General features: G+C 60.5%; 19 protein-coding genes. 2 read left to right on the plus strand and 17 right to left on the minus strand.

Features of this window, described 5'->3' with window-relative positions; translation table 11 throughout:
• Nucleotides 1–82: 82 nt before the first annotated feature.
• The 14 genes from ROH8110_RS12745 to ROH8110_RS12810 all read right to left on the minus strand — a co-directional run bounded on the left by ROH8110_RS12745 (nucleotide 83) and on the right by ROH8110_RS12810 (nucleotide 12,720).
• Nucleotides 83–385 carry a hypothetical protein gene (locus ROH8110_RS12745; protein WP_085818125.1) on the minus strand — a complete coding sequence of 101 codons (303 nt, stop codon included), beginning with the start codon at nucleotides 383–385 and terminating at the stop codon, nucleotides 83–85.
• A 109-nt stretch (nucleotides 386–494) separates the two neighbouring features.
• The gene (locus ROH8110_RS12750; protein ID WP_085818492.1) at nucleotides 495–947 is read right to left on the minus strand and encodes a DUF6915 family protein; all 453 of its coding nucleotides are present in this window, start codon (nucleotides 945–947) and stop codon (nucleotides 495–497) included.
• Nucleotide 948: 1 nt separating this feature from the next.
• A complete protein-coding gene (locus ROH8110_RS12755) occupies nucleotides 949–1,335 on the minus strand; it encodes a DUF6878 family protein (RefSeq protein WP_085818126.1) in 387 nt (128 codons plus the stop codon).
• 121 nt (nucleotides 1,336–1,456) lie between these two features.
• The gene (locus ROH8110_RS12760; RefSeq protein WP_085818127.1) at nucleotides 1,457–5,719 is read right to left on the minus strand and encodes a strawberry notch family protein; all 4,263 of its coding nucleotides are present in this window, start codon (nucleotides 5,717–5,719) and stop codon (nucleotides 1,457–1,459) included.
• Between the two features lie 102 nt (nucleotides 5,720–5,821).
• Nucleotides 5,822–5,974 carry an antitoxin PaaA2 family protein gene (locus ROH8110_RS12765; protein ID WP_043754116.1) on the minus strand — a complete coding sequence of 51 codons (153 nt, stop codon included), beginning with the start codon at nucleotides 5,972–5,974 and terminating at the stop codon, nucleotides 5,822–5,824.
• Nucleotides 5,975–6,121: 147 nt separating this feature from the next.
• Complete coding sequence (locus ROH8110_RS12770; protein WP_085818128.1) at nucleotides 6,122–6,640, minus strand: type II toxin-antitoxin system YhaV family toxin; 519 nt, start codon at nucleotides 6,638–6,640, stop codon at nucleotides 6,122–6,124.
• A complete protein-coding gene (locus tag ROH8110_RS12775) occupies nucleotides 6,637–6,963 on the minus strand; it encodes a type II toxin-antitoxin system PrlF family antitoxin (RefSeq protein ID WP_005668772.1) in 327 nt (108 codons plus the stop codon). Before ROH8110_RS12775 ends, ROH8110_RS12770 begins: the two co-directional genes overlap by 4 nt.
• 124 nt (nucleotides 6,964–7,087) lie before the next feature.
• A complete protein-coding gene (locus tag ROH8110_RS12780; RefSeq protein ID WP_085818129.1) occupies nucleotides 7,088–7,741 on the minus strand; it encodes a DUF6927 domain-containing protein in 654 nt (217 codons plus the stop codon).
• Entirely contained in the window at nucleotides 7,741–8,334 is a 594-nt protein-coding gene (locus ROH8110_RS12785; RefSeq protein WP_085818130.1) for a regulator, read from the minus strand. The genes ROH8110_RS12780 and ROH8110_RS12785 overlap by 1 nt, the downstream gene beginning before the upstream one ends.
• 72 nt (nucleotides 8,335–8,406) lie before the next feature.
• A complete protein-coding gene (locus tag ROH8110_RS12790) occupies nucleotides 8,407–10,389 on the minus strand; it encodes a ParB/RepB/Spo0J family partition protein (RefSeq protein WP_085818131.1) in 1,983 nt (660 codons plus the stop codon).
• A 156-nt stretch (nucleotides 10,390–10,545) separates the two neighbouring features.
• Entirely contained in the window at nucleotides 10,546–10,935 is a 390-nt protein-coding gene (locus tag ROH8110_RS12795) for a DUF3768 domain-containing protein (protein ID WP_085818132.1), read from the minus strand.
• An 87-nt stretch (nucleotides 10,936–11,022) separates the two neighbouring features.
• Nucleotides 11,023–11,232: a DUF6330 family protein gene (locus ROH8110_RS12800; RefSeq protein WP_085818133.1), complete on the minus strand. Its 210-nt coding sequence runs from the start codon at nucleotides 11,230–11,232 to the stop codon at nucleotides 11,023–11,025.
• Between the two features lie 23 nt (nucleotides 11,233–11,255).
• Nucleotides 11,256–12,194 carry an ArdC family protein gene (locus ROH8110_RS12805; RefSeq protein WP_085818134.1) on the minus strand — a complete coding sequence of 313 codons (939 nt, stop codon included), beginning with the start codon at nucleotides 12,192–12,194 and terminating at the stop codon, nucleotides 11,256–11,258.
• 40 nt (nucleotides 12,195–12,234) lie between these two features.
• Entirely contained in the window at nucleotides 12,235–12,720 is a 486-nt protein-coding gene (locus ROH8110_RS12810) for a hypothetical protein (protein WP_085818135.1), read from the minus strand.
• A 278-nt stretch (nucleotides 12,721–12,998) separates the two neighbouring features.
• Here ROH8110_RS12810 and ROH8110_RS12815 point away from each other — a divergent pair, with 278 nt between their 5' ends.
• Nucleotides 12,999–14,207, plus strand: a complete 1,209-nt coding sequence (locus ROH8110_RS12815) for a Fic family protein (RefSeq protein WP_085818136.1) — start codon at nucleotides 12,999–13,001, stop codon at nucleotides 14,205–14,207.
• Between the two features lie 229 nt (nucleotides 14,208–14,436).
• On the opposite strand, the gene repC is transcribed toward ROH8110_RS12815, so the two are convergent.
• From repC to repA, 3 genes are all read right to left on the minus strand, one after another.
• A complete protein-coding gene (gene repC / locus ROH8110_RS12820; protein ID WP_067623039.1) occupies nucleotides 14,437–15,492 on the minus strand; it encodes a plasmid replication protein RepC in 1,056 nt (351 codons plus the stop codon).
• 238 nt (nucleotides 15,493–15,730) lie between these two features.
• Complete coding sequence (repB, locus tag ROH8110_RS12825) at nucleotides 15,731–16,699, minus strand: plasmid partitioning protein RepB (RefSeq protein WP_236627298.1); 969 nt, start codon at nucleotides 16,697–16,699, stop codon at nucleotides 15,731–15,733.
• Complete coding sequence (repA, locus tag ROH8110_RS12830) at nucleotides 16,699–17,898, minus strand: plasmid partitioning protein RepA (protein WP_085818137.1); 1,200 nt, start codon at nucleotides 17,896–17,898, stop codon at nucleotides 16,699–16,701. The genes repB and repA overlap by 1 nt, the downstream gene beginning before the upstream one ends.
• 463 nt (nucleotides 17,899–18,361) lie before the next feature.
• Here repA and ROH8110_RS12835 point away from each other — a divergent pair, with 463 nt between their 5' ends.
• Nucleotides 18,362–18,589: an AbrB/MazE/SpoVT family DNA-binding domain-containing protein gene (locus ROH8110_RS12835; protein WP_067623053.1), complete on the plus strand. Its 228-nt coding sequence runs from the start codon at nucleotides 18,362–18,364 to the stop codon at nucleotides 18,587–18,589.
• Nucleotides 18,590–18,693 lie beyond the last annotated feature (104 nt).

Raw genomic sequence — 18,693 nt, forward strand, 5'->3', positions numbered from 1 at the left:
CAGCGCATCCGGGATTGCTTTCTCGACCCCTTGAGGGATCACAAATCAGAAAGCCTGCTTTCCTTTCAGCCCCGCGCACGGGTCAGAGCTGCCGTCCGAGTGGGAATGCCCCCGCGCCTCCGGGTACAACGCCCCTCCCCTGCCCTTCTGATCTTGTTGGACTGCCCGGATTTTCCGCGCTGTCCTTCGATCGCGCGATGAAGAACTCCGCCTCTTCCCCGTTCAACCCGTGCCCGCCCCGGTCGGTCAGACCGATGCAGCTACCATTCGGCACATAGGTGATGAGGTACTGACCGAGCCGGTCCTTGTAGACAACGTAGCCAGTATTGGCCCAGTGCACGGTTTGGCCGGCATCGACGGCCGCCTTGATGTCATCGAGTGTCATGCGAAGCTCCTTAAGAAGAATGGTGGGTAAACGCCGCAAGAAGCCCGATCTTCCGACCGGGCTTCTATGCAGCATTCGTTTGGCAAACGACCGAGAGCTGTCAGGCGCTTTACGTGGCTTGCGTCGCGCGCGCCGCCATCCAATCTTTCAGGCCAAGAACCGTTCGTCCGGCGGCGACCTCGGAGGCCCAGGCAACCCTTGGATCGCCGCAGGGCTCCCCGCTGACGTGCTGCTCGATATGGCCATTGGCCATCCATGGCTCGGGCTGGATTCGTCGCAGCCAGTCAGCCATACTCGGGATACGGCCCTGACAGTCTTCTCGAACATGCTGCTCGCCGATCCAGCGCACGGGGATGTCCCGACCTGCGCTATTGGTCAGGGTCAGACCGAAGACACGTTCAGCATCGAACAGACCTTGGGTATGGTGGCGCAAGGCCCGGTGCGTGAAGAGCGCGAGGTGTTCTTTCGAGGCGTCAAACCAATCGTGGACGGCCTGATAGTCAGACGGCACCCCGCCGAACTTCCGGGCAGAGCTTTCGGCATGATGAAGCGGATGGGCCATCTCAAAGCCCCTCGTCATAGCTGTGCGAGCATTCGACATAGCGGTCGGCGTGATCGAGGGTGATGCTGTCTGCTGCAATGTACCAGGTCAGCGTGCCATAGCCGCCCTCGTTGTTCTCGAACCCCGGATGATAGTGATAGGCGAGTGACCAGGCGAAATCGCCCACGGCGGTGACAAGCGCTTCCGGCAGTTTGACCTCCGCAGGCTGCACATTCACGTCCTCGACATTGCCAGAGTCGCCATAGCCTTCGTATTCGGCGGTGACCTCGTTGATGCCAAGCGCGCGCAATTGCGCGATCAGTTCCGCTCGGGTTGCTTTCAGGGTGGTTTCGCGCTCGGCGCGCCACTGAGCCGCCATTGCGGCATAGTCGATCTGGGGATTGGTCATGGGTCTGTCCTCTTGTCTGAATTTGGGGGGCCGGGCGTGGCATTCGTCTGCCCGCGCCCGGAAAGCGCAGCCCGGGCAAACCCCGATCCGCGACGCCCGACCGAAAGCCCGCTTTGACTTTTCAGGCGGCTTGTTCTGCCGTGATAGCAGGCCCCTGCCCCACGATCCGGGCCAGAATGCTGCCCGTGTCGATCCCGTCCCCATGCGGCAGGAACACCCGCAACTGGAAGGCAATGATCTCTGTGAAGCAGCCGAGGGCCTTGAGGCTGTCGATCATGCCCCGATCCGCACCGCCAAGCTCGAGACGCATCTCGCCTGCGACACGGCGACGGGTCAGGGTGAGACCCCGGCCGAGATCGACCGCCGCTGTGGTGCCGAGCGCGGCGGTCAACATCTCCTGCGGCGTTTGCGGGTTGGAGACGAGGAAGCGTGCGCGGAGGGCCGCTGCCCCTTCTTCGCTCAGCGTGCGCCCGATCATCGCGGTCGCCCCGTCGGGCGTGACGCGGTAAATGCGCTCATTGGTGGTCGGTATGTCCTTCCAGATTGGCAACAGCAGCCCGGTCAGCAGGTAGAGCTTGGTCGTGGTGGTTTTGGGAAGGGCAGCAGCCTCTTCACCCCAGAGCCGCGCAAACTCAGGCCTGTCGATCTCTTCCCAAGTCGAGGACTCAAACCGCGTCTCCTCCAGATAGCTCGACCCGTTGGGCCGCACCGCCTTGCGCATCAGCGTGACCATGTCCTCGTCATACATCTGCATGGGCCGCGCCGAGATGAGCGCCGCGCGACCGGAGGCGCGATTCACCATCGGCAGCTTGTCCGGATTGCGCGATATGGCCTCTTCGGCGTCAAGGACATGCACTGGGTCCGTCACCTCAAGTCCGATGATCCGCGTCACCGCGCCGGATTTCGGGCAGGTCCAGAGATCCTCTGTGGAGACCTGCTCGATCTTTTCGCCGCGCAGGGTTTCGACGCCGAGATCGAGCGTGCCCGCCGCGCGCGCCCGCTCAGACTGATCGGCAATCCGCCTCATGAACTCGGCAAAGAGCGCGTTCTGCATGTGGATGGGAAGGGCAAGCACCCGATTCAGAAACCGCTGGATCGGGGGAAGCTCCTCAAGGAGCACCCCGTCCTTGTCGATCAGCCGCAGGGCCGTCCAGTCGGTGAAGCTCTCGTAGCTCATCGCCTCGGCGCGCCCGGCGGCAAGATCGGCGAAATACCCACGCAGCGCGGCCCGTGCGATCGGGCTTTCGAGATTGTCCTCCTCGCGGAACATGCCCTGCGAGCCGGTCTCGCGCTGACCCTTGGTCAAGGCCCCCAACTGGTCGAGGCGCTTGGCTATAGTCGAGGTGAAACGCTTTTCGCCATGCACATCCGAGGTGCAGACCCGGAAGAAAGGCGCGCTGACCTGGGCAGAGCGATGCGTGCGGCCGAGCCCCTGGATGGCCGCATCGGCGCGCCAGCCGGGCTCCAGCAGGTAGTGCCGCCGCCGTTTCTGGTTCTTCGCCGTTTGCGCCGCATGATAGGACCGGCCCGTACCGCCCGCATCGGAGAAGATAAGGATATCCTTCTCACCGTCCATGAAGGCTTGGGTTTCGGATGAATTGCTGCTGGCGACGCGCTTTTCGATGAAGAGATGACCATCCACGGCCTTGAGGGGCCGGATGGACCGCCCAGTGACTTCTGCCACGGCGTCGTCACCAAAGGCCCAGAGGATCTGATCGAGCGCCGAAGGGATCGGGGCGAGCGTCATCAACTCCATCATGGCCGCATCGCGCAGGGCGAGCGCCTCGCGCGAGACGACGAGCGCGCCGGTCTCATCCCGTAAAGGTTCCGCCACCATATTGCCGTCGATCTCGACCAGCTTTTGCGCGTGGATCGGGAAGGCCTGTTCGAGGTAGCCCAGAACATAGTCGCGCGGCGTCAGGGCGCCCTCGACGAGCTCGTCGTCGGAATCCATCGTCTCAAGCCGGCGTTTCAACAGGCTCTCGCCCGTCGAGACCACCTGGATGACGCAGGCGTTGCCCGCCGCGAGGTCATGCTCGATGGCGCGGATGATGGTCGGGGCTTTCATGCCCATCAGGAGATGGTTGAAGAAGCGCTGCTTCGTGCTCTCGAAGCGGGACTTGGCCGAGGCGCGTGCGGCCGAGGCATTGGTCTCGCCCGAGGCGTCGTTGACGCCGGTCGCCGTCAGCGCGGCTTCGAGATTGTGGTGGATCGTCCGAAACGCACCCGCGTATGCATCGTAGATCTTGATCTGGGCCGGGGTGAGCGCGTGTTCGAGCACGTCATACTCCACGCCGTCGAAGCTGAGGGCGCGGGCCGTGTAGAGCCCGAGCGTCTTGAGATCGCGGGCCACCACCTCCATGGCGGCGACACCGCCGGCTTCCATCGCAGAAACGAAGCTCTCGCGGCTTGGGAAGGGGTATTCGGGGCCCTGCCCCCAGAGCCCCAGCCGCGCGGCATAGGCCAGGTTGTGCACGCTCGTGGCACCCGTGGCCGAGATGTAGAAGACGCGAGCGCGGGGTGCTGCCAGTTGCAGCCGCAGGCCAGCAAGTCCCTGCTGCGAGGGTTTGACCCCCCTGCCCTGCTCGGACCCGGCCGCGTTCTGCATGGCATGGGCCTCATCAAAGGCCAGCACGCCTTCGAACTCTTCGCCCATCCAGTCGAGGATCTGGCTCAGTCGCGTGGTGCCGCATTTGCCCGCGGACCGCAGCGTGGCGTAGGTGACGAAGAGAATACCGTCACCCATAGGGACGGGCTGGTCCGGTTTCCATTTGGAGAGCGGCTGGATGTCGGCTGGCGAGCCGCCGAGATCGGTCCAGTCGCGGATGGCGTCCTCGATGAGCGTGGCGGATTTGGAGACCCAGATCGCCTTCCTGCGCCCGGAAAGCCAGTTGACAAGGATGAGCCCTGCGCATTCGCGTCCCTTGCCGCAACCGGTGCCGTCGCCGAGAAAGTAACCAAGGCGATAGGCCCGTGCATCCGGGTCATCATCGACGCGCGTCAGCTTGGTCTGGTCGTCATCGATGGTAAACCGACCGGGCAGGTCGCGCCCATGGGCGTCATGCACCATGATGATGGTTTCCAGCTGCGCCTCGGAGAGATGTCCCTCCTCGATCAACCGTGCGGGCAGGCGCAAGTCATCACTGCCCGTGTTTGAGGGCATGGGCGGGGCAACCGAGGCCATGGCGATGCTCTCGACGAGCGGCGTGGGATGTTCTTGCGCACCCGCGATCTCGATCCGCTGCGGACGGTAGCGCGCATAGATGTCCGAGATGGGCGTGTTGTCGCGCGGGATATCGAGGCTCTTGAAAGTGAGCGGGACAACGGCATTGGCCCGAGATTTGGAGGCGGCGACAGGCGCAGCAGCGGTCTTGCGCGGGGCAGATGATGGAACGATCGGTCGCGCATGAGGGATCGCTTCAGCCCGTTGGACGGGGCGCATCTCGGGCCGGGTCGCGGCAACTGCGTCGACAAAAGGAAGGGCTTCATCCAAGTCCCGGACACTGGCGCGGATCATTTCGCCGTCCTCCTGCACCTTGTCGAAGACCATCAGCTGGGTTTCGACAGAGGTGCCGAGCTTGCGATAGACCTGTCCCGGCATCGTCAGCGCCAATCGCGGCGTCAGGAGACCGCAGGCGCGGGACCAATGCGCGGCATCGCGTTCGGGCGTGAATCCCGGCGGCATGATCGCCACCAGCCGCCCGCCGGGTGCCAGGCGCTTTGCAGCCGCGATGAGATGCTTGGCGGCGATGTGCTTGTCTCGGGAGCGATCGACCGAGGAGGCGAAGGGCGGGTTCATCACCACGACCTCGGGTAGAACCGGCGTCTGCAGCAGATCATCGATATGCTCGCCGTCATGGCCTGTGACCTCGCCGCCAAAAACCGCGCGCAGGAGGCGCTGGCGAAAGGGGTCGATCTCGTTGAGCAGAAGCGTGGCACCGGCCCGGGCGGCGAAAGCAGCCAGGGCACCGGTGCCAGCCGAGGGCTCCAGAACGGTCTCGCCCTTGCGGATCGCCGCGGCCCGCAAAACCAGCGCCGCGAATGGCAGCGGCGTGGAAAACTGCTGTAGCCGGATCTGCTGCTCTGACCGGCGGGTTTCCGTAAGGAGACGTGAGGCGAGGAGTTTTGCGTTGGCGATGTCTGCTGTGGCACCGGCCCCACGCAGAAACACCTGGATGGCCGCTGCCTGCATCATGTCATAGGCCATGCGCCAGTCCCAGGCGCCACCGGCATCGCTGCCATGAAACGTCTCGCGCATGATACGCGCGAGCGCTGAACTGCGCAGGGGCTGGTCATCGACCTCCGTGCCGATTTGCGCGAGGGCAGAGGCGAGGTCGGCTTCGGAGATTGCGAGAGCCGGGTTGGCCGTTCTGGGTTTGGACATGGGGATTTTCCTTTGGATCAGGGTCTGAGTTCCAAAGGACAAAAAGCCCGCTTTCGCTTTTCAGGGTGACGTAGTCAGACCGCGCCGACCTCAAAGGCTTGGTCAGGACTTGGGTTCGACCTGCCGCTTCGCATCAATCAATGCCTGTGCGGCCTGCATCACCTGAACCTGAGATGTTCCCGAGCGTGCATCCTCAAGCGCGGCCTGCACCTGCGCGCAAAACCACGTGTCATAAGAATTCGCTTCAGCGGCCACGGAAATGCTCCTCGAGACCGAGGTGCGGCTGTTCCTTACCCGTTGGGTCCATTGCGCTTTCTCCGACCATGCTATGGGTCGATGCTACATCACCCACAGTGGTGCCGTAAACGGGAAGGCCGTAAGGTTCACAGCTAACCGGGCCACTTACCGATCGGGCGCCGCTTCAAGAGACGTCTCGAACCGCTTGTCCGCCGCCGCAGCTTCTTTCAAGAGCGCGTCGAAATTGTCAGGTGGATTTCCATCCTCCAGCATCCCTTTGAACGTCGCATAGGCATCCGTCTTGCTGCCGTAGGCGCGCAGGGTCTTATCGTCGTTCACCCAGGCCACCACGATGACCTTCGCATCGCTGTTGAAGCGGTAGAACAACCGATACTGCTGGAAGAATTTCGCCCGGAACCAGTGCTTGCGGTGATCGCCGAGGGTGCCGCCATGCCGGAAGGCCGCGGCACCCGGGTCCGCCGGTATGACCTCGGTCACCAGCTTGAAGATGGCGGCCAGCCGTTTCGTGGAATTTTTCTTACGCCAGGTCTTGGGATCACGTGCCTTACGCGCCTCGACCTCTAGGGTCAGCCCTTCGATCTGGTCCAGAAAGAGCGGATGCGCATAAATCGACCATCCGTTTACGACAAGGGGCGCTTGGACTGGCACGCTATCGCCGGTCATTCATCCTCGAGCGATAGCGGCGCATCGAGATCGACGTCAACGTCTCCGACCAGTGCTGCAAGACGGTCATGCAAAGCCCCATCGAACGCCCGAATGCGGTCCGGATGCGCCTTGATATCGGCCTCGACAAAATCGAGAAAGGCTCCGAGCACGGGATCTTCCTCGTCGCTGCGCACGGGCTCGATATAGACCCTGCCACTCGGCTCGGTGCAGTAACGAATCTGGTCGCCCTTTCCCAGCTTGAGCTGTTTGCGCACACCCGCCGGCACGGTCGTCTGATACCGATCCGTGAGTTTCGAGACATCTTGTGCGAGGGCTGTCATGGCAGTCTCCTGAAGAAAAGGTTCTTTGCTGCCCGCGATAGGTAATGCATTTGCATTGCCTTGTCAAGACAAGCCGCAGCATCTGCTGTCGCCGGGCAGGTCGATGAACCGTCCGGCGCAGGACCTAATTTCGCCCCGCCAGGAACTCCGCCAGCACCGGGCTAGCCGCACCTTTCGCGGAGCTGAGCAACTCCGAGCCCGCAAGCGAGGCCTTCGACAGGCGTACGAGCCCACCAGTTTCCTCGATGCGGTAGCAGCGGCGCTTTTGCCGCCCGCGCCTGTAGTGGGTCGCGGTGACAATCTGGCAGGTACTGCCATCAGTGAGCGTCACAGGTGCTGCGAGCTTGATCTTGTCGCCTTCCTCGTAGTCCGGGATCGCAGCCCAGTCCTGGCAGCGCTGGCGCCAGGCATGAGCATAGCTGTCTAGGTCTTTCAGCTCGGACAGCAGGGCCAACAGGCTCAGTGGCGCGCGGGATTCGACCGGTCCCGCGCTTTCCTCCATGTCCTTGTAGCCCCAGCAGCCGTCATCATATCGGGTAAGGAATACGGCGGCGAAAGTGATGGAGCCATCCGCATCGGTGACATAGGTCGTGTCTTCGACAGGGGTGCCGTCGATATTTGTGACCTTTGCCGCCGCGTACCAAGTCGAACCCACCTTGCAGGCTTTGACCAGTTCCGTCTTGCGCCTTTCGCCCTCGAAGGTGCACAGCCGAGCAATCTCCGCTTTCTCATCCGCGTAGGTCTGGACGCGGCCGTCGGTGTAGAAGAGCCAACCCATCACGCCGCCCTCCGGTCATCGATTTCCATCAGCGCATCGAGCGGCACGCGGTAGGGCTGCATGGCGTCGAAATCCTCGCAATTGCCGCAGTTCTGCACGATCGCGAAGGTGTCGCAGGCATCCTTGAGGATGACCCGGAAGGTGCCGCCGAGGCCCGAGGGCACCTCATAGGTCCCGCCGATGAGATAGTCCGAGGCCCGGCGCATGAAGACGCGGATGCTGTGGCCATCGGTGGCGAGCCGGATGGCCCCCCGCCCCCGGTCGATGAGCACCTGCACATCATCCAGGATGTCGGTGTAGAACTGGCCGGTCAGATCACGAAACGCCATGCGGCGCTGCGCCATCCAGTCGGTGTCCCGAAACGGGTTCATGCCATCGGCGAAAGCAAAGGACGGATCGGCCTGCTCGGTGGTGACGATACGGGTGGTCGTGCCATCGATGCCGTTTGAGCGCAGATGCACGCCATTGCCGACGATGAGGATCAGGGCGGGCCTGTCCACGGGCCCGTTCCAGTTGGGCAGGAAGGTTTTGCAGGCGCGTGCATGGGCGATCTGCGCCGCAACAGCGGACGCAGAGAACTTGAGAATAGCCATGGGGATGTCTTTCTGTTCGGTTTGGAAGGGTCGACCCGCGCGGGGACTGCCTCGCGCGGGCCGCGTGATGGCTCAGGCCGCTTGCGCGACCTCGCTCTCAGGCTCGGGATTTTCCGCAGTGGGCTCCGCCTCATCACAGGCGACACCGGCGGTCTGCATCATGGGCGGGCACCAGGCGGCCACGGCAGCGCGCTGCGCGTCCGTGAGCGTGGCGAAGGGCTCGGCGAAGAGCTTGTCACAAAAGGCGACGATCTCCTTCTTGCTCGACGAGGCCAGCGTCACCGCCTCCTGGGCGAGACCCAGATCCTCGCCGAGGATCTTCAGGAGCCAAGCCTTCTTGAAGCGGTTGAAGAGCGCCGCATTCGGCGTCCAGTGGGCGCGGATGTCGGGCATGATCTCGATCTCGAACGCATGCATCAGGCTGTCGCGCTGGCGGTCCCGCGCGAAGCAGGACTGCGTGGTGCTGGCCGTTGCATAGGCCACGAGCTTGGCCTTCTCGCCGGCCTCCAGCGCGCGAAACGCCGCGAACTGATCAGCGGGCGCGCGGGCGTCATCTAGCCAGGACAGATCAAGCGCCTCATACGCCGCCGCCACCTGCTCGAGCGAGGTCTCGTCGATTTCGTCCATCTTGGCATGGCTGCGGTATTCCTTGCGGGCATCGATCTTGATCGCCTGCGTGACACTCATGCCGCTGGCCAGAACGTCGCTCACCAGCTTGAAGAGCGTCAGATCGAGCGTATCTTCCGGATGCAGCGCCATCGCGGCGCCGAGGGCCATGGCCCGCTCGGTCTTGAGGTCCTCGGCCAGCGAGGCCGGGTAGGTGATTTCGCCGGCGTCCGGTGCCTCCTCCCCCGTCGGGTTGACCGACGAGCCGCGCGCGCCTTCCACTTTCACGGTGTCCTCGGGGCGGACGAGGCCAACATGGAGCGTGACCTGCCCACCCTGCCACGACGCGATCACCCCGGACCGCGCGAGGTCCTCGGCGCTGTAGGCCTCCTGCAGGTCGCGGGCTTCCTCTTCCAAGGCGTCCACGCGCTCGTAAAGCGCGTTGTAGGCACCGTCCTCGAGCCCCTCATCCTCCATCTCGAGCTGCAGCTTCTCGAGTTCTGCGGTGATCTCATCGATGCGCTTCTGGGCCGCTTCATCCGGCTCAATCGGGCCGGGATAGACGCGGCCATAGTCCGCCATGGTCGCGTAATCATAGCGGACCATCGCATCGGCCCAGGCAAAGCCCAGCTTTATGCGGGCCTCTTCGGCGGCGGCACCGAGCTTCTCGAGCAGGATGGTCTCGACCAGTGCGGCGTCTTCCAGCACCGAATGCTCTTCCAGAAGATCGGCCGCGACAGCGCCGCCGCGGGCCTCGTAGTCTTCACGCACGAAGGCCCCGATATCGTCGCTGACCTGCACGCCTCGAGACTTCAGCGCCTGACGGACGGTATAGGCCTGCAGGTAGCCGCCGTCTTTCGTGAGCGCCTCGAAGACCTCGCGTTGCGCCTCCTGACTAGGGTGCTCGGCAAAGGCTTTCATCGTGTCGAGCGTGATCACCTTGCCCCGGGCAGCGGCGCGGATGTCGGGGTGGATCAGGCCATAGCGCAACCGGCCTTTCACGGCGGCCACCGTGGTGCCGAAGGTCTTTGCGATGGTCTCGGGCGTCTGGCCGTCGACCTCCATCATCCGCGCGAAAGCCTCGAACTCGTCAATGGCGTTCATCGGCGCCTGGGTAATGTTCTCGGCGAGCGACAGCGCCGTGGTGACGTCGCACTCCTCAGGGACAAGGCGACAGTCGACCTTGGTTTTCGCAGTGAACCCCTTGGTGGCCTTGTCGGCGATCAGCTCCTTCAGCGCGGCATGGCGCCGGCCACCGGCGAGGACAGCGTATTTGCCGTCAAGCTTCTGGACCAGGAGCGGCTGGAGCAGGCCCAGCACAGCGATGCTGGCCTTCAGATACGCGATGTTCTCGGGGTCATAAGTTTCCGGCGCGTTGCTGCGCACGTTGGCTGGATGCGGGACCAGATCGCCGATGGCGACGGTGAGAGGGGCAAAGCTTGCGGTCATGGGATATCCTTCCAGGTGGGTGAGATGCGGCCCGCGCGCTCACGCGCGTGACCAATCCCCGGCTTCAGGGATCACCAAGACAAAAGGCCCACTTTCCCTTTGAGGGGTCAGTGGGCCTTGAGTTTTCAGATCGACACTTTGGGAAGCCCTCCTACCCTACCAGTCACGCGCCAGCATGATGGTCAGCACGCACATGGTTGTGGCAGGATTGTCCGGGGTCTCGGCCCCGTAGCGGAAATCCGAATCTGCCTCATAGAGATCGATTTTCCAGAACACGGTCTCGCCCCGGATCTCGACCGCGCCAAAATCGTGCCATCCCTCGGGATCATTCTCAGGCTCGAATGTATCGAACGCACCGGTGGCCTTCACCGCCTCGGCCATGAAGCCGTCACCGGCCTCCATAAGCGAGCGGGTGACATGCATTCGGCCCTGGGTGGGCTGCGCGGGCGCCACTCCAAGGCACGCGAGCTTGCGAAACGCGTCGTTCTGCGCTGCGATCACACTCGGATCTGGACTGTCTGGCTGGGGTTGAACGGTCATGGACATGGGGATCTCCTTTGAGAAGTTGAAACACCCTTCCCAAAGCCTGCTTTTCCTTTTCCGGCTGGTGGTAGGACCGAGGTGGAAGGGCCTCTACCCGAACAACCTCATGGGTCGGTAATTCGGATTGGGGATGGTTTCGATCCAGCCGCCTTGGTGCTTGATGGTCTCAAGTGCCGCCGAGAGCGGATAAGCGCCCTCGGACGGGCTCCACCAATAGGCGCCGTGCTTGAAGGTGATGATCTTGCGGCGGCCGTCGTTGAAGCAGGCCACCCGCAGCGTCTTGGGTTCCTTACGTGACATGGGCGTCTCCGTTCTCCCTGTGGTCAGGCGGCCTTGGCTCGGCCCCCTGCCCTGCCCGCCTCCGATCTGGCGATCAGGTAATCACAGGCGCGCTGCGCATCCGCGGCGTGCTTGAAGATCGCACCCTTGTCCGACCGAAGAACGCGCAACCAGTTATGGAGGTAGGCAGCATTCATCTCGAGCGTATGCGCCGTAAAGCCGAGCGTCTGACCCAGGAACACCGAGGTCAATTCCGCGACGATCTCCTCGCGCGCATAGGACGTGTTGCCAAACTTCGAGAACCCGAAATCACGGTTCAGTCGATGGGGGGCCTTCGTGGCATGGGCCAGCTCATGCGCCCAGACCCCGTAGAAATTGCGCGGGTCCTGAAACCGCGTGATGGATGGCATGTAGACCTTGTCCACGGGGGGCAAATAGTACGCTTCCGTGCCCGTGAAGACGGTCGTGATGTCGATGGCATCGAAAAACGCCTGCATGTGCGGGATGGGCTCGGACGGCGCATGCTCGGGCACGGGCTCCGGGTCGGGGAAGAAACTGTCGGGCAGGCCATCGATCTGGCAGGCATTGAACACGCGGTAGGATTTCTGGAAGCGGAAGATGCGGGCTTCCTCGGAGCGATCATCGCCATCGCTGCGGTCGTCCTCGCCGCCCGCGTCTTTTCGGCTTTGACCGTAATAGACGACGACAGAGGATTTCTCGCCCTTGCGGACCTTTGCGTTCAAGGCATTGGCCTGCGGCAACGTCATCCAGAAGGGAGAGCTGTGGCCCGCCATCACGGTCCGCATCGTCAGCAGGAAGTTGTTCACTCCCTGGTAGGGTTCGCCGCCCACGCGCAGGGGACGAGAGCTGCCACCTGCGGTCCATGGCTTGCGCCACGGCAGGACGCCGCGCTCGATGATGCGGATGATTTCGTTTGTGATGACCTCGGAGGCATCGAATTTGGTCGTGCGGGATCGGGCCATGGCTGGCCTCCTTTCGAGTTTTGGTGAGAGGGAATGGTGATCAGATTGACTGAAGGGGCCTCGGATCGTTGGCGATCCTGGCACCGAGGGCTTCGACCATGTCGATGTAGGCGGTCAGCGAGACGGATCTGCCAGAACCGCAAGGATCAGGGTCGACCGATCCGTCCCGCGCCACCCGCGGCAGTCTCGCGAAGGCAATGACATCGGTGACGGGTCGGATATCGATGAAGGGCGTCCCTCGTGCGACCGCAAGAGTGGCCAAGGGAAAGCGCTCGATCGGCGCGAAGGTCGAAACGGTGGTCCAACCGAGATGGAGGAATGTCCCACCCTCCCCGCAGATCACGTGCGCGTTTGGCAATGACGCCGCCTGCCTCAGATAGCCGAGATCACGCAGGACGGTCTCACGCTCGAGCTGCAGTGCCTGGCCCGTCTGGCCGGTTCGGCGTAGTTCCTTGTGCCGCCACCACGAGGCGGCGGTCGCGCGTAACACGCACAAGACACCTGTTTGCATCGGAATGCCCTTCATCAATAACAGCAGACCGGAATCCGGCCCGGACCCATCTGAGGGACCCCAAAGGCCCTCATCCGTCAGTCACAAAACCCGAAGGACACTTTCTCTTTTTCCGGCCCCTTTGGGCACACAACAAAACCGAAAAGCCCGGCCCTTCTGCCGAAGCCATTGATTTCATGCAGCAATTCCAGATCGGCAGGCAAGATCGGCAACGCATATCGGCAAAACCTTGCTTGAAAGTACGAAATGTGTTTATTTTTCAATTACTTTGCAAACATGGAAGATCGGCAAAAATGCTGGAAACACCCGCCAGGATCGAACCCTGCTTCTTCGAGGAGCATATTCCTACAGAACTGGCAGACCTTTCGGTCGACATCCAGAGGGAAGCCACCGGGCTGGGACAAGGGCTGCATCCTGACAGCGCAGCCGAGCTTGCCGATCTCGTCCGCGTGATGAACTGCTATTACTCCAACCTGATCGAAGGACACAACACGCGCCCCCGCGACATCGAAAGGGCGCTGGCTGGCGCCGAGCTTGAAGAGGAAACCCGCCCTCTCGCCCTTGAGGCCCGGGCACACGTCATCGTTCAACGGGCCATCGACGAGATGCATCGCAAAGGCACCCTACCCCGCCCCACATCTGTCGAATTCCTGACTTGGGTCCATAAGAGCTTCTACGACGAGATGCCGGATGAGTTTCGGGTCATCGAACATCCCGACGGCACGCAAGAGCCCATCGTTCCGGGGCGCATGCGCCAAGACGGTGATCGAGAAGTTGCGGTTGGGCGGCACCTGCCTCCTTCATCGTCGCGCGTCGCAGCATTCATGGACCATTTCGACAAACGGTTTCAGATTGCGGCGCGGTCTTCGAGCGGACGGATCATCGCGATCGCCTCTGCACATCATCGGCTGAACTACATCCACCCTTTCCCGGATGGCAACGGGCGCGTCAGCAGATTGATGTCTCATGCAATGGCCCTCACAGCGGGGATCGGTGGCCAAGGGCTCTGGTCCGTATCACGTGGGCTGGCCCGCGGGCTAACCGATCGGGGCGAGTACAAACGGATGATGGATCTGGCCGACAGCCCACGCCGCGGAGACCGCGACGGACGGGGGAACCTGTCAGAAGCGGCACTGAGGACGTTCAGTGAATGGTTCCTAAAGGTGACGCTCGACCAGATCACCTTCTCAGCAAGATTGTTCGATCTCGGCCGACTGGACCAACGGTATCGTCGTCTCGTTGCAGATACCATCGATGACAAGCGAGCGCCGGAACTGATTTCGGCGGTTCTACGGCATGGCGCACTGGAACGAGGCAACGCGCAGATTGTGCTCAAGACGTCCGAGCGTACTGCTCGCAATACGCTGAGTAAACTGACCGCCGCCGGATACCTGACCTCTGCCTCGCCGAAGACACCCGTACGGTTGGCGTTTCCGTTGGATTATCGAGAGCGACTCTTTCCAAACCTCTTTGGAGATGGTGACCTGCCGGTGGAGCGCTAGAATTACAACGAGAGATAACTGATTGTATCCTGCAACGATTGGCGGCTGGAACCACTATGTCCGCTTGGTCTCCAATTTGTCCACCGCGGTGGACATCTTTTGTTCTGAGGTTAGCCGAACGATCGTACATCATCGCTTGGGCGGGTCTCGGGGTGACCTCGTTGTGGTGATCGGAGAGATGGAGCTGTCATGAGCGTGGTTCCCGGTCAGACGTCCACCGCGGTGGACACTAGGCGAGACTCTTGTTCGTTTTGGACAGGCGCTTAATCAGAGAGACCGGATCAAATTGGGTTTGACGTTGGCCCAGAGTGATACTGTGAAAGTAGGCTCCAAAATCCCTGATGCGTTGTCCTAGCTGTAGCATGATGAAAATCGCGCAGGATGCTTTCTGCGTTCCTACAATCTTCTTTGCTTTCGCGAACGTTTCTGGGTGTATTCCCATCATTGGAGCAAGATTTCGAGCGTGAGCCTCGATGTCCACCCAATCTCGAAGCTTTTCTGTGGCGAATGCGGTCGCCTGGTCACAGACCGAAGTTAGTAATTCTGGTTTCAGTTCTTCTTTGCCTACGTTGCTATCTAAATCTTTTTTTTCTTCATCAGACTTAGATTGATGCCGGACAGATTGTCCGTCATTGGCGGGCAGTTGCATTGTTTCTGGTGGATCATCCGGGGTGGATAAACTTTGGCATTCTGCGTCCGTGTCGGAGAGCAGTGCGCGGTATTCGGGGAGGCTTAGCTTCCTGCGTAGAGTTTTTCGTGCGTGGTTGATGAACGTGTTGTTGGGATCATGCTCTTCCAAATGGGCGAGCTTTGTGAGGATCTGTTTGCGGACAAATATCCGATCCCGCCGGTTATTCTCCATTTCTTGCGCGATGGTGATGAGCTCGCTCGCACGTTGAAGCAGGGGTGCAAGCGACAATCCATAACTGATGCACTCCCCGCCGGATGAGCGAACGCGGTAGCGCTTTCGGTTCGAGCTGTCATTGCGCTTGATGAATCCGAGTTCGACGAAGCGGTTGATGTGCCTGCGAAGTGTCCGTTCGTCGATGCCGCCAACTCGTTGGCAGATTGAATTGTTCGACGCAAAAACCGTTTCGCCGTGGCCAGGTTTCAAAAAGCTGAGCATTGCTTGAAGGGTCTGGATGTGGCCAGGGCGAAGCCCGAACACGCTGCGCGCGTCTCTCAGGGCCCGGAAGATGGTCCAGATATCGATTTCAGATGCGGGAGTTGAGCCGCATGATGCATCTGCACCAGCAGCCTCAATTGATAGTTTTGTAAATGCCATGATTTGATCACGATGACCGTTTGGCCCACAGCTTCCCTGTCTCCTCCCAAGATTTCATCTGGGAAAAGGCAATAAAAATCGGTTCACCGAATCGGTGACTCTTGACCGGTTTGCTGGAGGTTGCTACATCATGGGTGCAAATCGAATGATGAGGGCTCTCCAGGGGAAACTTTGGGGGGCTCTTTTCTTTCTGGTCTTCGCTTTTCTCCTTTGCTCGGGTTCCTCTATGTGGCTTGGGTTAAGACCCAGAGCCGCTCTCATTCCGCCAAGTATCGAAGAGTTGCAAAAGCGCGGCTTCTGCACGCTCCTCGAGCCACTGGCCGAATTCCGGGTTGTCCTTTTTGGCGATCTTGATGGCGATCGCTTTCTGATCGACTGTCAGCGTTCCGACAGTGTCGCCGCTCTCATTCTTGACGACGGACGTCACGCCGCGATTGGTCGGTTTTTTGTCTGCACGCGCCTTGTGCGAGCAAGCAGAATAGACCGCCTGAAATCTCTCGGGGCTTGGAGTGTCGTCGGGCAGGGCGGCGATCACCTCTTTGGCCGAATTCACCAAGTCTACCTTTCCCGATAGGGCCGCTAAATCACCCCACTGCCGTCTTCCGATGCCATGTGCCGGCCCGATAAGCTGAACAAGCCCATCAGGCAGTTGATCGATAACGACCCGGTGGTTGGACACGCCTTGCCGGGTTAACCCCAAAGCATCCTGAATGACGCCGGGTTTGTACCCAATTTCCTGCATCTCCCTGATAAACAAAGATTTTTCGATGAAAGACGGATCAAGTCGAAGGTTGTTCTCTTGACCCTGTGCGATAAGCGAGGCGTCGTCGTCCAATGTGCGAACGATTGCCTTGACCGTTCCTCCGATCTTGCGGATCGCTGCCAGTCTACGGCGGCCGTAGATGATGCGGTATCTGTCGGGTTGGCCCGATGGGCGGACCATGATCGGCACTTGTTGGCCATGCTTGCGAATGCTCTCGGCAAGCTCGTCGATACTCGTATCTTCCAGCACCAACCGATCGCGAAGGCCATCCATGTCAATCTGATCGGGTTCGATGTCCCGGATCGAATTGGCCGTGATTTCGCGCAAGGAGTCCCGCAAACCGCCAACAGAGCCGGGCAGCTTCGCAGTTTTTTGCATGGTAGGGGAGGGAGCCGCGCTCTCTTTTTCGTCCTTCGGAGGTTGGTTGAAAATGTTTCTGGCCATCAGCGACGCCCCCATGCCATTTGGATCGTCTGCTCCAGTTCATCGGCAACGCCGTTCACGCTGGTCAGAGCGCGATCAATCGTTTTCCTGATGAACTGGCCAGGATCAACTTCATAGACGGTCTGCTGGGTCATTCCGGCGTCAGAGATTGCGGTAGACTTCAGCATGGGTTCAGTCATGACCTGGCCGGCGAGAATTGATCTCAGGTAGCCAGCCATTTGGGTCTGTGGCCCATCTGACGGCTCATACCTTGTGATCAGGAATTTGACGAAATCCCATGTCACACGGCGTCCAATCGCTTCTTCAACGGCCTTTACCGTTTCTGACGCAAGTTTCAGGAATTGGCTCATGGAAGCGATATCCAGCATGCCTGGCACGACCGTCACCAAGAGCCCTGTAGAGGCCGCCAATGCCGTGAGAGTCAGAAAGCCGAGTTGAGGAGGGCAGTCGATCAGTACGATGTCGTAATTTGCCTCTACCTCCTCGAGTGCCAAGGCGAGGCGCTCCGCAAAAATGGGCTGCATCCGACGGGCGAGCGCGTTTGCTGTCTCGGTTTCGTATTCCGAGAGCATTAAGCCAGCCGGAACCATGTCGAGCTTGTGAAAGTAGGTCTTTTGGATCACGTCAGAGAGCGGAACCTGATCCTCATATCTCAGAGCATCATAGATTGTTCCGCCTTCGGCGAACTCGAGTTCGGGCCGAAAGCCGAAAAATGTGGTCAAACTTGCTTGCGGATCGAGATCCAAGACCAAAACACGGTAGCCGCGCAAGGCGTACCGCTGTGCAAGATGTATCGTCGCTGTTGTTTTCGACGAACCACCTTTGAAATTGACGACAGATAGCACCTGAAGTCGGTCGCCATCGCGTCGACCTGGCCGATAAGATTCGGCATTCTTTCCCGTGCGCTCCAAGATATTGCGCAATTCGTCCATTTCTTGGGCTGTGTAGAACCGGTGCCCGCGGTTATCAGTATGCACTTCCGGGAAGCTACCGTCCTTGTGCCGGTTGCGCAGGTTAGACGTGCTTACGCGCAGGAGACCGGCGACTTCGGTCGAGCTGAAACGCCGCAAGGCTTTACGCTCTTCGGGTTCGAAGGCGATCTTCATCTGCCGATCCAAGGACTCGGCCAGATTGTCGGCAAACGTGCCGATGTCAGAAGAGCCTATGCCTTGCGCATATCCAACGTTACGATCATCCATATCCTGCCGCCCGCTCTTGGCCTCTGTTAAGGCTCTTGATCATTTTGACGACGTACACCGCGTCTGACGCAATTTGCCGTCAGAATGGGAATGCCACGATCCAGCGAGTCCGGCAAGAAGAATCTAGATGTAGTGCAAAAGTTATCCACAGCACCAAATTCAATCAAGCTGCCGGATCTTGGTTAAGATATTGAAATTGATAATTAAAAACTCGATCTAATGGAGTGCTTCTTCGAAAAAGGGAACCTTACCTGCTGAGAAACAGACTAGGCATTATTGGTCAATGGTACCGCCGAACCAGTGCGAACCGAATGATTCTTCAAATTTTTTGGACGACAACAGGTTCCGTTGCGATGGCGGATCGGCGCATTTCCGTCGCCGAACCTGCAGGGCGATGGCTTTGCTTGTGGAGCGAGATGGATGTACACTGAACGTTGTTTTATCCATGCCTTGAGAGGACAAGATGCAAGTCGTTAAATGGGGGAGTTATCTAGCTGTCCGTTTGCCCGCCGAACTTGTGCTTGAACTCGGCTTGAAGGAAGGTGATGAGATCGACCTAGTCAAAGACGATGGTGCTGTGCGTGTTCGGCGTAAGCCTCGCGTGGATGAAATCCTCAAAGCACTGAAGCGGTTTCGGGGCAAGCTGCCCAAGGAGACGCGTATGTGTCGCGACGCGGTGCATGAACGCTGAGTCCGCAGATGCGAATGCCGTTTTCTACCTAATTGCAGACGATCTCCCGGACCGGTGTCCAGGTGCTGAACGCAGGGGTATTTAAGTGTCGGATGAATGCAGGG

The organism is Roseovarius halotolerans, assembly GCF_900172255.1.
Classification (GTDB): domain Bacteria; phylum Pseudomonadota; class Alphaproteobacteria; order Rhodobacterales; family Rhodobacteraceae; genus Roseovarius; species Roseovarius halotolerans.